The organism is Pseudoxanthomonas sp. LjRoot206, from assembly GCF_056175725.1.
Genome location: NZ_JBGFFI010000006.1, coordinates 241680 through 254366, shown reverse-complemented (window position 1 = coordinate 254366; position 12687 = coordinate 241680). Strand labels below are relative to the sequence as shown.

The window sequence follows — 12687 nt, the reverse complement described above, 5'->3', positions numbered from 1 at the left end:
GCGATGGTCGAGGTCACATCCCTGTCACGCCGTCGACTGTTGCTCGGCCGACAAGCCGACGCTCCCCTTGTTGCAGCCCTTCGCCCTCCCTGGGCCAAGCCCGAACCCGCCTTTGGTACTGCATGCACACGCTGCAGTAAGTGCGTAGATGCATGTCCCGAGCAGGTACTGGCTCTCGATACTGAGGGTTTTCCACGCTTTAATGCACAGGCGGGAGAATGCACGTTTTGTAAGGCTTGCCTATTGGCGTGTGAGAGTGACGCATTCTCTTCGGCGAACGATCGGCCGTGGACCCTGGTTGCAGAGGTTGCGGACACATGTTTGTCAGCTCAAGGCGTGGTCTGCGCAAGTTGCCGCGAAGTGTGCCCCGCCTCCGCCATACGCATATTGCCGGGCGCACGTGGTGCGCCTGCTGTTGATCTTTCCGCATGTTCGGGCTGTGGGGCGTGCGTGGCGCCGTGTCCTGTGGATGCCATCAGCCTTGTAGACATGCCCACCATGGAGACTGTGGCTTGAACGCCTTCGTGCCCGACGTGCATATCGCCAGTTTTGTCATCCAGCATCGCCCAACGGCCGGCGACAAGCTAGCGGAAGTAATCGCCACCTGCGCCGATCTCGAACTTGCGCTTCGTGCCGAAACACGGAGTGTGGTGATTTGCGAGTCAGCCGATCGGCACGCGGTCATGGAACGCGTCGATCAGCTGCAAGCAGTCCCCGGCGTGTTGAACGTGCTTTTGGTGTACCACCATGCCGAGCCGGCCCACGCGCTCGATGAGCCGCTGCCGACCCTGTCCATCTTGTCTGCCAGTGGAGAAGCCCATGAGCACGCGTCGTGATTTTATCCGCCATAGCGCGCTGGCAACGGCTGCAGCTGCGGCAGGTCTGCCGCTCACTGGCAGCGGCAGCAATGTCGTGACCGAAGGCGACCTGACCAAGCTCAAATGGGATAAGGCGCCTTGCCGCTACTGCGGCACCGGTTGTGGCGTGAACGTCGCGGTCAAGGATGGACGTGTGGTGGCCACGCACGGTGACGTCCATGCGGAAGTCAACCGCGGTATCAATTGCGTGAAGGGATATTTCCTGTCGAAGATCCTTTACGGTTCTGACCGACTCACCAAACCACTGCTGCGCAAGAAGAACGGCGTTTATGCGAAGGATGGCGACTTCACCACGGTGGAGTGGGACGAGGCCTTCGACGTCATGGCGGCGCAGTTCAAACGGGTTTTGAAAGAAAAAGGCAGCGATGCCATCGGCATGTTCGGCTCGGGCCAGTGGACGATCTTTGAAGGCTACGCTGCCAACAAGCTGATGAAGGCGGGCTTCCGCAGCAACCACATCGATCCGAATGCGCGCCATTGCATGGCATCGGCGGTTACCGGCTTCATGCGCACCTTCGGCATGGATGAACCGATGGGTTGCTATGACGATATCGAAGCCGCGGACGCGTTTGTGCTGTGGGGCTCGAACATGGCCGAGATGCATCCGATCCTGTGGACGCGGGTGACTGATCGCCGGCTGTCGCATCCGCACGTCAAGGTCGTGGTGATGTCAACCTTCGAGCATCGCAGCTTCGAACTGGCCGACATTCCGCTTATTTTCAAGCCGCAGACCGACCTGGCAATCCTGAACTACATCGCCAATCACATCATTCAAAGCGGAAAGGTCAACAAGGATTTTGTCAGCAGGCACACCACCTTCAAGCGTGGTAACGATGACATTGGATATGGGTTGCGCCCGGAACATCCCCTTCAGTTGAAGGCAAAAAATGCCGACGATCCAAACGGCGGCCAGCCCATCAGCTTTGAGGAGTTTGCGGCTTTCGTCGCACCGTACACGCTGGATAAGGCGGTTGAGATGTCGGGCGCAGAGCGCGGCTGGCTGGAACAGTTGGCCCAACTCTACGCCGATCCAAAAACCAAGGTCATGTCGTTCTGGACCATGGGCTTCAACCAGCACACCCGGGGTACCTGGGCCAACAACATGGTCTACAACATTCACCTGTTGACTGGGAAGATCGCCACCCCCGGCAATAGTCCGTTCTCGTTGACCGGCCAGCCCTCGGCCTGCGGCACCGCGAGAGAAGTGGGGACATTCAGTCACCGCCTGCCGGCTGACATGGTGGTTACCAATCCAGAGCATCGCAAGCATGCCGAGGAGATATGGAAGCTTCCGCACGGCACCATCAACCCGAAGATCGGCTACCACGCCGTCGAGCAGAACCGGGCATTGAAAGACGGCAAGCTCAACGCGTATTGGGTCATGGTCAACAACAACATGCAGGCGGCAGCCAACTTGCGCGAAGAGACTTGGCCGGGGTACCGCAATCCCGACAACTTCATCGTCGTCTCTGATGCCTACCCGACGGTGACGGCGCAGGCGGCCGACCTGATCCTGCCTGCCGCGATGTGGGTGGAAAAGGAGGGCGCCTACGGCAACGCCGAGCGTCGCACGCAGTTCTGGCACCAGCTGGTTAAGGCGCCGGGCGAGGCGCGTTCGGACCTCTGGCAGCTGATGGAATTCTCCAAGCGCTTCACCACCGACGAATGCTGGCCAGCCGAGCTTCTGGCCGCCAATCCGCAGTACAAGGGAAAAACCCTCTTTGATGTGCTGTACCGCAACGGCAACGTGGATCGGTTCCCCACCGAGCAGATCGAACGTGGTTACGCCAATGACGAGTCTGCGCTGTTCGGGTTCTACGTGCAGAAGGGCCTGTTCGAGGAATATGCCGCCTTCGGGCGCGGCCATGGACACGACTTGGCGCCGTTCGATGACTACCACAAGGCGCGAGGACTACGCTGGCCGGTGGTCAAGGGCAAGGAAACCCGATGGCGCTACCGGGAAGGCGCTGATCCGTACGTCAAGCCCGGCACCGGCTTTCAGTTCTATGGCAACAAGGATGGCAGGGCGGTGATCTGGGCGTTGCCCTACGAGCCGCCGCCCGAGTCACCTGACGAGGAATTCGATCTGTGGCTGGTGACCGGGCGCGTGCTTGAGCACTGGCATTCCGGCTCGATGACGATGCGCGTGCCGGAGCTCTACAAGGCGTTCCCCGCCGCCGTGGTCTTCATGAACCCTGATGATGCCAAGGCGCGCGGCCTCAAGCGTGGCGATGAGATCATCGTCGCATCACGCCGCGGCGAGATGCGTTCGCGGGTGGAGACGCGTGGTCGCAATCGCATGCCGCGGGGCCTGGTGTTCGTGCCGTGGTTCGATGCGGGCCAGCTGATCAACAAGGTCACGCTGGATGCGACCGACCCTATTTCCAAGCAGACCGATTACAAGAAGTGCGCGGTCAAGGTCGTCGCTGCCTAGGAGACTCGCCATGCAGAACAAACACCTGTGGATTGCAGTGGGGCTTACCGGACTGTTGATGGCCTTGGTCTTTGTTGCTGGATGGATGGTCGGCCGACCCAACCCCCCGGATCGTCACGAAACGCCTGTGCCCGCAGGATCAGTGCCCGTTGATGCGCGGGCGGTTTTCATACCTGGTGCAGGGCAGATCGATGCAATCCGAAGGGGTGTACCGATCGATCAGGAGGGCCATCCTCCGTTGCTCGCGCGCGTTGAGAACACGGACCTCAAACGGGCACGTGCCTATCCAATGCAGCCACCCACGATCCCGCATTCGATCGATGGCTACCAAGTGGATAAAAACACTAACCGTTGCATGCTCTGCCACGCGCGCGCCAATGCTGCCACCTTCCAAGCACCGCCGGTCAGCGTGACGCACTACATGGATCGCGACGACCAATTCCTCGCAGCCATCTCACCCCGCCGGTACTTCTGCAACCAGTGCCACGTGGTCCAGACTGATGCGCCGGTCCTGGTCGCCAACCAGTTTCGAGATGTCGACAGCGTTTTGTCGGCCCCTCCAGTAGTTGAGGAGTAGGCCATGTGGTCACGGATGAAACAGGAAGGCTTTGCATTCTGGCGCACCCTGCGCTTGCCCAGCCGTCACTACAGCCTTGGCTTTCTCACAGTGGCCGGTTTCTTGGCGGGTGTGTTCTTCTGGGGTGGTTTCAATACAGCATTGGAGGCGACCAACACTGAGGCATTCTGCACCAGCTGCCACGAGATGCAGGACAATGTGTTTGAGGAGTTGAAAACCACCATCCACTACAGCAATCGCTCCGGTGTGCGAGCCACATGCCCGGACTGCCATGTGCCCCACAACTGGACCGACAAAATTGCACGCAAGATGCAGGCCTCTAAAGAGGTGTGGGGCAAGGTCTTCGGCACGATCAATACCCGCGAAAAATTCTTGGACGAGCGCCTCATATTGGCGACGCACGAATGGAACCGGTTAAAGGCCAATGATTCGCTGGAGTGCCGCAATTGCCATGACTACGAGTCAATGGACCTCACTCGGCAGGGATCACGCGCAGCGCAAGTACACAAGTTATGGCTTGGGACGGGCAAGAAGACCTGTATCGACTGTCATAAGGGCGTTGCCCACCACCTGCCCAATATGGATGGCGTGCCGCAAGGGTAGTAGCTGGTGGGTAGTTAGAGCTATTACCAATTCTCTATATGACGTTGAGGGTCGCATCGGGACACGGTGGGTTCTCACTGCGGACAAGCCATCGAACGCACTTCCAGAGGTAGTGTCGTAGTGTTGGCCGCTAAGCCCCCCATTAGCTGACGAATTGATCCAGATCAATTGCGAATAGTTCTCATCTGCTAAACTGGTGCCAGTAGCCGCTGCGTGTTCGTAGTCAGCCAACTCCCACTCAATAGGTTGGCTCTGTGTCCCGCATCCGCTCGCCACGCATACTCGCGCGTAATCCGCTGTCCCTTTCCCTGTCCGTGCTGCTCGCCTTGCCGCTGGCCGCCGCCGCGCAGGACGCGGCCTCCGCACCCGACGGGGCGAAGGACGCCGACGTCACCACGCTTGATGCCGTGCGCGTCAACGCCTACCGCACCACCACCCACACGTCCGGCGCCACCAAGACCGATACCTCCATCGCCGAGACCGCGCAGTCGATCTCGGTGATCGCGCGCGAAGAGCTCGACGCGCGCGGCGTGCAGACCCTCAACGAGGCGATGCGCTACGTCGGGGGCGTGTCGCTAGAAAGCAGCGGCATCGACAACCGCGTCGACGACTTCCGCATCCGCGGCTTCGACGCCGGCAGCTGGAGCAACAACGTCACCGTCGACGGTATGCGCGCGCCGCAGGGCAGCCAGTGGAACCGCACCATGGTCGACAGCTGGAACCTGGAACGCGTCGAAGTGCTGAAGGGCCCGGCCGCGGTGATGTACGGCCAGGTCGCTCCCGGCGGCATGGTGAACCAGGTCAGCAAGACGCCGCAGCCGGATCAGGAGCAGATCCTGCGCGTCGGCATCGACGGACACGGCCAGGCCAGCACGGCGTTCGACGCCGGTGCGGGCACGCAGGACAACCGCCACCTGTTCCGGCTGGTCGGCCTGTACCGCGACGGCGACACGCAGATCGACCATACGGAACAGCAGCACTGGTTCCTCGCGCCCAGCTACACCTTCCAGATCGCCGCCCGGACGCGGTTGACGCTGCTCGGCCTGTACCAGCGCGACGACGGCGGTTCGACCTACCAGTTCCTGCCGATGGCCGGCACGCTGGTGGCCACGCCCTACGGCCGCATGGACAACACCACGTTCATCGGCGAGCCCGGCTGGAACACCTACGACCGCACCATCTGGACGGCGGGTTATCTGTTCGAACACGGCTTCAACAAGGACTGGGCGCTCAGCCAGAGTGCGCGCCGCACCGATGTGGAGTCGCTGTTCCGCACGGTGGTGACCAATGGCGGGCTGAATGCCGACGGCCGTACCCAGAACCGCCGCGCCACGTGGGGAACGGGCGATTCCAAGGGCGAGACCGTGGATACGCGCCTGACCGGCAAGTTCGCCACCGGTGCGCTCCAGCACACGCTGCTGTTCGGCGTGGACTGGCAGAAGGCCGACTGGGAGGGCGCGCGTGGCGCGATGGCCAATCCGGTGCCGATCGACATCTTCGATCCGGTCTATTCGAACTACGTGCCGGTCACCACCGGCATCAGCTATTCCGGTGGCCTCAATCGCCAGACGGGCGTGTACCTGCAGGACCAGATCGCGCTGGACAAGTGGCGCTTCACCGTCGGCGGGCGCTACGACTGGACCAAGGACGACACCTGGACGCAGTCCTACAACGCGGTCACGAATGTTTATGGCGCGCGCGTCCCCACGCGCGTGGAGAATGAATCCTTCACCACCAACGCCGGCGTGCTGTTCGTCGCCGACAACGGCTTCACGCCGTACCTGAGCTACGCCGAGTCGTTCCAGCCGTCGGGCAGCAACACCAACCTCAGCTTCACGCGCACGCCCTTCGATCCCATTACCGGCAAGCAGTGGGAGGCCGGCATGAAGTACCAGCCATCCGGTTTCGATGGCCTGGTGACGCTGTCCGCCTACGACCTGCGCCAGCAGAATATCCTGACCAACGATCCGGACCCCACCCACATGACCTGCGGCACCACCGGCACCAGCCAGTGCCAGGTGCAGGATGGCGAAGGCCGCGTGCGCGGCGTCGAACTGGAGGGCCGGGTGACGCCGCTGGATGGCTTCAGCGTGATCGGTGCGGCCGCCTGGATGGAGTCGGAGATCACCCGCAGCAACAACGGCTATCTCGGCAAGGAACTGGCGATGGTGCCGGACTGGACCGCCGCGCTGTGGGCCGACTACACGTTCCACGCGGGTGCGCTGGAAGGCCTGAGCCTGGCGACCGGCGTGCGCTACAACGGCGAGAGCTACGGCGACAGCGCCAACCTGTACCTGATTCCGTCCTACACGCTGTGGGATGCGGCGATCCGCTACGACGTCGGCCGCATCGGCACCTTGGGCACGCAGTTCGCGTTGAACGTCAGCAACCTGTCCGACAAGCAGTACGTGTCCACCTGCGGAGGCGTGTCGTCGTGCTACTACGGCACCGGCCGCACCGTCACCCTGACGGCGAGATTCAGCTGGTGATCCGCGCACTGCGTGGCCTGCTGCTGGTGGCGGCTGCCATCGCCGCACCGGCGATGGCGCAGCCGGATACCACGCGCAGGATCGGCGCGACGGTGGCCGACACGCAGGTGGCCGGCTACCGCTTCCATGCGCTCGCACTGCAGGCGCCGGACAGCGACCGCCGCTATCGGCTGCGCGTGGCGATCCCCGAACGTCCCGCGCCGCCGTCCGGTTATCCGGCCGTGTGGCTGCTCGACGGTCATGCCGCGCTGATGGACATCGACGCCGCGACGCTGCAGCGCGTGGCGCAGGCCGCGTCGCCACCGGTGATCGTGTTCGTCGCGCACGACAACGACCTGCGTATCGACGGCGACGCGCGTGCCTACGACTACACGCCGCGCCGGCCCGGCGGAGAGGACGCGCAACGCGATCCGCTCGGCTCCCGCCGCAACGGCGGTGCGGATGCGTTCCTCGACCTGCTGGCCGGAGAAGCACGCAGGCAGGTCGCGGGGCTCGCCCCGATCGATGCATCGCGGCAGGCGCTGTGGGGACATTCCTACGGCGGCGTGTTCGTGCTGCATGCGCTGTTCACCCGGCCGGACGCCTTTGCCCGCTACGGCGCGGCGGATCCGTCGCTGTGGTGGGGCGATGGCCGCCTGCTGCAGGAAGAGGCCGCGGCCCTGCCGTGGAAAGGCGCGCCGCCGACGCTGCACCTGTGGACGGGCGACGCAGCCGCGCCGCGTACGGCGACGCCGGGCCCGTCTGCCCCGGCGCGTGACCCCGCGGCGCTCGATGCCATGCGCAAGGCACGCGCCAGCGTGCCGCCCGATGCGACGGAGACGATGGCGGCACGTCAGCGCGCACGGGGCGTGCATGTCGTGTGGGACACGTTGCCCGGCCTGTCGCATGGACAGACGCTGGGGGCGTCGTTGCCACGCTTCCTGGATGCCGTTGCGGACAGCGCGCCATGAGGAGCGGCCGATGAATCCCTGGCTCGTCGCACTGGCCGCGCTGAGCGGCACGGCAGGCGTGTGGCTGCTCTATCTGGCCTCGCCGCAGCAGCAGTGGCGCGTGCAGGGCCCCTGGCGGAGCGGGTGGCCCGGTGCGCTGTGCCTGCTGCTGTCGCTGGTGCTGGCGTGGCCGCTGATGGGCGCGCTGGAAGCCGTCTCCGCGTGGCTGGTGCTGGTGATGCTGGTGGCATCGCTGGCGCCGTTCGTGGGTGCGTGGCGGGCGCGCCGCCGGGGTGGCACGCGATGAGCGCGCCCCGCGAGCGGTTGCAGAGCCGCCACTGGTTCGGCAAGACCTGCGCGGGTGTCGTGCTCGGTTTCGGGCTGGCGCTGGCGACGTCCGGACTGTTCGCCTGGCTGGGGCCGGGCGGCATCGACGGTGGCGGCGGCAAGATCCAGTTCGTCATGTGGTGGATCGCGCCGGTCTGGTGCGCGGTGCTGGCGTCCGTCTTCCTGTTCCGCGACAGCCTGCGCGCATGGATGTGGCTGGGGGCGGCGAACGCGCTGGCGTTCGCGCTGCTGTGGTGCGTGCGCATGGGCGTGGGGTAGGGAATGCCGAAGATCCGCAGCGACATCGTCAAGGTCTACAAGGACGTGCACATCTGGGTGGGCATCGTCTCCGGACTGATGCTGTTCATCGCCTTCTACGCCGGCGCCATCACGATGTTCGAAAAGCCGCTGGAGCGCTGGGCCACGCCACCCTCGGCGCTGGCCGCGCCGCCGCCGCTGTCGCGCGCGCCGGCGCTGGTGCGTGCGGTGCTGGCCGAACACCCGGGCGCAGCGAAGAATTACTCTGTGGTCGTCTCCGTAACGCCCGACGCGCCTGCACGCGTAATCTGGCGCGAACGTGGCGACCGCCCGCGCCAGTTCACTGAGTTCGGTGCCAGCTTCGCGCCCGAGGGCACGCTGCAGGTCGAACGGCTGCGCAAGGCGCCAGTGGCGCAGCTGGTGGACACGCTGCACCAGATGGTCGGCCTGCCGTTCCCGGACGCGGTGGCGCGCCCCATAATGGGCATCGTCGCGCTGCTGTACGCCTTGGCGCTGGTGTCCGGTGTGATCATCCTGCTGCCGACGCTGGCCAAGGACTTCTTCGCGCTGCGCATCGGCAGGAACATCAAGCGCCTGTGGCTGGATGTGCACAACGCACTGGGTTTCGTCAGCCTGCCGTTCCACCTGGTGATGGCGCTGACCTGCGTGGTGTTTGCGTTCCACGACCCGTTCTACGACCTGCAGGGCAAGGTCGTGTATCCGGGCGGCATCCAGTGGGGCGAGGAAGAACACGCGCCGCCGCCACCGCCGGGAACACCGCTGCTGCCGGCGGACGAACTGCTGCGCCGGGTGCAGGCGCAGCTGCCCGGCTTCGAGGTGCAGAGCTTCACCTTCCAGCAGGGTGAGGATCGTGTGGAAGGGCGCGTGACCGGCCTGGACGTGCGTCATGGCACGCGTGCGCGTACCTATGCCAGCACTCACCTCGATCCGTACACCGGCCAGGTGGACCCGCACGACCTGCCCGGGCACATGGCGCGCTGGGATGGCGCGGTCAATGCGTTCTTCATGCTCCACTTCGGCAGCTACGGTGGCAACCCGGTGCGCTGGCTCTATCTGCTGCTGGGGCTGGGCGGCGCGCTGGTCTTCTATACCGGCAATCTGCTGTGGATCGAGTCGCGCCGCAGGAAGCAGCGCGACGCTGGCCTGCCCGAACAGAAGCGCGCCACGCGCGTGCTCGGCGCATTGACCGTGGGCGTGTCGCTGGGCAGCGTGGCCGGCATCTCGGCCACGCTCGCGGCGACGAAATGGTTGCCCGCACGGGTCGATGACATCGCCGCGTGGCACGAGGGCATCTACTACGCCGTCTTCGTGTCGGCGATCGTGTGGACGTTCCTGCGCGGAACCGCGCGCAGTGCGTACGAACTGCTGCGGCTGGCGGCACTGACCACCGCGCTGGTGCCGCTGGGCAGCGTGGCCGGCCTGTGGGGCATCGGCGGGACGTGGAACCACGGCGGCACCGGTATTGCGGTCGACCTCACCGCATTGGCCGCGGTGCTGGTGCTTTCGTGGGCTTCAATGCGCACACGAAAAAGGGCACAGCAGGGCGACAAAGACAGCATTTGGCGAGCATGATTCATGCGTTGAAGGCTACGATGTTGGGGTAACAACACTTTCGTGATCCATGTTTAAGCGTTTCTGATCGAGGCTCATTTGCCGTCACCCCTCGTGTCCAGGTAATCGTTCTCTGATGGTCGGAAAAGACTGGAAGATAGAGACCGCAGTCCTGGGTTACAGGTCGGCTTGTGCAGTCCTAACATCAGCCAAGCACGCGGACAGGAGATATCCCACCCGATATCTCTGGTGCTCGATCTTGCTTCGCTGAAGGAGCACTCGCATGACAGCGTTTGCACGTGGTGTTGCGCTCTTCGGGTTGTTCGTCGCTTCATCCTGCGCCTGGACCCCATGGGGAACGGGTTGGGACAAGAAGGCCCACGGGTGGAGCTTCCGCCTGGCGCCCTATTTGTGGGGCTCGTCGACCGAGGGTACGTTCGCGCGCATGCCCGCATCAGTTCCCGAGGCGACGTAGTTCATGCGGCGCTGGGCCACTTGCGCCACCGCTAAGCCTTCGCCTTCACCCACGACGCATGGCGCGCCGGCGCCCGACGATCCACGCATATCGTGCGGCATGCTTGCACGCGCATTCACTGTGCGCATGCAGACCGCCTTGGTCTACTCCAGTTGTTGGACGCGCGCAGATCCTGGGCGAGGTCAGGATGAAACATCAAAGCCAGGGCGGGGCTGTGCGTGGTCGCCTGCGCACCCAGGATTACGCATGGGCCTGAAGCAACGCTATCGACACGGCATCGAAGTCTTCTGCCACGCGCAAGGCATTGCTATTCCGCCCAGCTTCTACCGTCAGGCTGCGAGCCGATATGTTGCCATCGACTTGGCGGCCTGTCCTCCGCGCCTGGTGGCCAATACCTGGTTGAACAAGGACGCGCTGATCTACTTCTTGCAGCAGCAGACCCATCCGACGAACATGCGCGTGCTGGATTTTCACGATCGCCGCGAGATGACCTACGACGGCGATACCTTGCGGCGCGGGGCGTGCTTCTACTAGCCGGCCAGGACGTCGGCCGTACTAGCCGTTAGCCTGTTGCACGTGCGCTCGGGGGAACAGGTTGGCCAACAGCGTCACCGCGATGGCGGTGGTGCCAAAGGTTAGGACCCAATTGGCGCCATTGACCAATTGGGTCAGCAGCGCGATCGTGTAGTCCAAGCTATTCACCCCAGTGGGCGTCACGGCTCCCAACTTTTGGGTGACCCACCCAAACATCGCGCTCGACACGATGGTCAGCAGAATAACCAGTAGGCTGAAGGTGGCACGAGAAGTGGGGGCACCTCCGATGATCCTCCGATACATCAACGCCAGCAGGCCCACCGACAGCACCACGGTCAGCATGCACAGGAAGAAGATGTGATCCAACACATGACGCAGCAACGGATGCAACTGCCTGTGACCCCACCACCCACCTGCGATAAGCGCTAGCCCTGCAAGCGCGCCTAGACGGATCTTGATCTTCGACGACATTGTGCTGCTCCTTGAGTGAGTCAGGCAGATATCGGCTCAAGGGCAATACTCCTTAGGCAGGACAAGCAAATGGGGTCGTGACCCTCCATGGTGGCTACAGGCGAACCACCAGCAGCGACAGGCCACCGCCGAGGCGATCACGGTAAACCTTGGTGAGCCGCCACTGCTGGCGCAAGTAGATCCTATCGGGGCGGCTGCGTTCGACTAAGAGCGTTCCGGCCCGCGCCCGCCGAGCTCCCGGTTTGCTAGGCTTGCTGGCGAACCGTCACCCCGGCGTCACCGCAAATCGTCCATGACGGTTCTTTCCAAACCCTATGGGCGGGATACCTACATGAATAAATATCTGGCCATCTTTATCGGCAGCGCCTCCGAAAAACAGAAGCAAGCGCTTTCGCCCGCACAGGGTGAGCACTTCATGCAGGCGTGGGCCGCTTGGGCGCAGAAGCATCAGGGCGCCATCCTGGATACGGGAGCTCCGCTTGCCACCACCGTACGGGTGAGCGGTGCGGGTATCACCCCAGCACAGAACGCCTGGACGGCTTTCATGCTTGTTCAAGCCGACACGCATGCCGCCGCCGCGCAGCTGTTTGTCGACCATCCCCATGTGGCGCTGATGCGGGGCAACGCAGTGGAGGTCGTTGAATGCCCGCCGCTTCCGGCCAGCTGATCGGATGATGCCCTCAATGGGCAGGGCGGGGTCTGACTACATTCGTTGCACCCGGGCTCAGGCAGGCGGCCCCGAGTTGCGCGCGAGCAGCCACGCCGCGTGCAAGGCATGCGCCCCGACCAGGGCATGGTATCGCCGCGCTGGTGCCTGGGAACAGGCCTTAGAATACGCTTTCATCAGCTGCGCGGTGTGGCCAATCGTGCCGAGTAATCCGGTCCCGGGCCGTGGCGTGCAGGGCCCAGCGCTCCTCTCCGGCAGCAGCGTCAAAGCGCTCTCGAAATCAACGGTCCAGGCGCCTGCGATCGTGCATTCCACGCAGAATTGCTAACGCCTGGCGATCAGTAAATTTGTGAGAATTCCTAGAACTTCAGTAAATGATGTGAGGATCCCTGGGATCAGCCAGCGCCCCACCTGCGAGCGCTGGGAAGACAATCCAGAGGACGAACGTTCGGAGGGCTAGGTCCGCCCTCCGA

General features: G+C 63.7%; 13 protein-coding genes. 12 read left to right on the top strand and 1 reads right to left on the bottom strand.

What is annotated here, in order from left to right:
• Nucleotides 1-3: 3 nt before the first annotated feature.
• The 11 genes from napF to AC04MD_RS18740 all read left to right on the top strand — a co-directional run bounded on the left by napF (nucleotide 4) and on the right by AC04MD_RS18740 (nucleotide 11076).
• Nucleotides 4-516, top strand: coding sequence for a ferredoxin-type protein NapF (napF, locus tag AC04MD_RS18790; protein ID WP_475498729.1), 513 nt, complete (start codon nucleotides 4-6; stop codon nucleotides 514-516).
• Nucleotides 513-836, top strand: coding sequence for a chaperone NapD (locus tag AC04MD_RS18785; RefSeq protein ID WP_475498728.1), 324 nt, complete (start codon nucleotides 513-515; stop codon nucleotides 834-836). The genes napF and AC04MD_RS18785 overlap by 4 nt, the downstream gene beginning before the upstream one ends.
• A complete protein-coding gene (gene napA / locus AC04MD_RS18780) occupies nucleotides 820-3312 on the top strand; it encodes a periplasmic nitrate reductase subunit alpha (protein ID WP_475498727.1) in 2493 nt (830 codons plus the stop codon). Before AC04MD_RS18785 ends, napA begins: the two co-directional genes overlap by 17 nt.
• Before the next feature lie 10 nt (nucleotides 3313-3322).
• On the top strand, nucleotides 3323-3889 hold the full coding sequence (locus AC04MD_RS18775) for a nitrate reductase cytochrome c-type subunit (protein ID WP_475498726.1): 567 nt from the start codon (nucleotides 3323-3325) through the stop codon (nucleotides 3887-3889).
• 3 nt (nucleotides 3890-3892) lie between these two features.
• Complete coding sequence (locus AC04MD_RS18770; protein ID WP_475498725.1) at nucleotides 3893-4492, top strand: NapC/NirT family cytochrome c; 600 nt, start codon at nucleotides 3893-3895, stop codon at nucleotides 4490-4492.
• 254 nt (nucleotides 4493-4746) lie between these two features.
• On the top strand, nucleotides 4747-6981 hold the full coding sequence (locus AC04MD_RS18765) for a TonB-dependent siderophore receptor (protein WP_475498724.1): 2235 nt from the start codon (nucleotides 4747-4749) through the stop codon (nucleotides 6979-6981).
• Entirely contained in the window at nucleotides 6978-7931 is a 954-nt protein-coding gene (locus AC04MD_RS18760) for an alpha/beta hydrolase (RefSeq protein WP_475498723.1), read from the top strand. Before AC04MD_RS18765 ends, AC04MD_RS18760 begins: the two co-directional genes overlap by 4 nt.
• A gap of 10 nt (nucleotides 7932-7941) precedes the next feature.
• A complete protein-coding gene (locus tag AC04MD_RS18755; protein ID WP_475498722.1) occupies nucleotides 7942-8217 on the top strand; it encodes a hypothetical protein in 276 nt (91 codons plus the stop codon).
• On the top strand, nucleotides 8214-8516 hold the full coding sequence (locus tag AC04MD_RS18750) for a hypothetical protein (protein WP_475498721.1): 303 nt from the start codon (nucleotides 8214-8216) through the stop codon (nucleotides 8514-8516). Before AC04MD_RS18755 ends, AC04MD_RS18750 begins: the two co-directional genes overlap by 4 nt.
• A 3-nt stretch (nucleotides 8517-8519) precedes the next feature.
• Entirely contained in the window at nucleotides 8520-10088 is a 1569-nt protein-coding gene (locus AC04MD_RS18745) for a PepSY-associated TM helix domain-containing protein (protein ID WP_475498720.1), read from the top strand.
• Between the two features lie 700 nt (nucleotides 10089-10788).
• Complete coding sequence (locus AC04MD_RS18740; protein WP_475498719.1) at nucleotides 10789-11076, top strand: hypothetical protein; 288 nt, start codon at nucleotides 10789-10791, stop codon at nucleotides 11074-11076.
• A 21-nt stretch (nucleotides 11077-11097) separates the two neighbouring features.
• Here the strand turns inward: AC04MD_RS18740 and AC04MD_RS18735 are convergent, their stop codons facing one another.
• The gene (locus AC04MD_RS18735) at nucleotides 11098-11547 is read right to left on the bottom strand and encodes a hypothetical protein (RefSeq protein WP_475498718.1); all 450 of its coding nucleotides are present in this window, start codon (nucleotides 11545-11547) and stop codon (nucleotides 11098-11100) included.
• Nucleotides 11548-11878: 331 nt separating this feature from the next.
• Between AC04MD_RS18735 and AC04MD_RS18730 the strand changes: the two genes are divergently transcribed.
• The gene (locus tag AC04MD_RS18730) at nucleotides 11879-12214 is read left to right on the top strand and encodes a hypothetical protein (RefSeq protein ID WP_475498717.1); all 336 of its coding nucleotides are present in this window, start codon (nucleotides 11879-11881) and stop codon (nucleotides 12212-12214) included.
• Nucleotides 12215-12687 lie beyond the last annotated feature (473 nt).

What these genes read in the sequence shown, in the direction of transcription:
- AC04MD_RS18750 (WP_475498721.1), top strand. Translation starts at nt 8,214, where the DNA reads ATGAGCGCGCCCCGCGAGCGGTTGCAGAGCCGCCACTGGTTCGGCAAG.
- AC04MD_RS18740 (WP_475498719.1), top strand. Translation starts at nt 10,789, where the DNA reads ATGGGCCTGAAGCAACGCTATCGACACGGCATCGAAGTCTTCTGCCAC.
- AC04MD_RS18730 (WP_475498717.1), top strand. Translation starts at nt 11,879, where the DNA reads ATGAATAAATATCTGGCCATCTTTATCGGCAGCGCCTCCGAAAAACAG.
- napA (WP_475498727.1), top strand. Translation starts at nt 820, where the DNA reads ATGAGCACGCGTCGTGATTTTATCCGCCATAGCGCGCTGGCAACGGCT.
- napF (WP_475498729.1), top strand. Translation starts at nt 4, where the DNA reads ATGGTCGAGGTCACATCCCTGTCACGCCGTCGACTGTTGCTCGGCCGA.
- AC04MD_RS18770 (WP_475498725.1), top strand. Translation starts at nt 3,893, where the DNA reads ATGTGGTCACGGATGAAACAGGAAGGCTTTGCATTCTGGCGCACCCTG.
- AC04MD_RS18755 (WP_475498722.1), top strand. Translation starts at nt 7,942, where the DNA reads ATGAATCCCTGGCTCGTCGCACTGGCCGCGCTGAGCGGCACGGCAGGC.
- AC04MD_RS18735 (WP_475498718.1), bottom strand. Translation starts at nt 11,547, where the DNA reads ATGTCGTCGAAGATCAAGATCCGTCTAGGCGCGCTTGCAGGGCTAGCG.
- AC04MD_RS18745 (WP_475498720.1), top strand. Translation starts at nt 8,520, where the DNA reads ATGCCGAAGATCCGCAGCGACATCGTCAAGGTCTACAAGGACGTGCAC.
- AC04MD_RS18775 (WP_475498726.1), top strand. Translation starts at nt 3,323, where the DNA reads ATGCAGAACAAACACCTGTGGATTGCAGTGGGGCTTACCGGACTGTTG.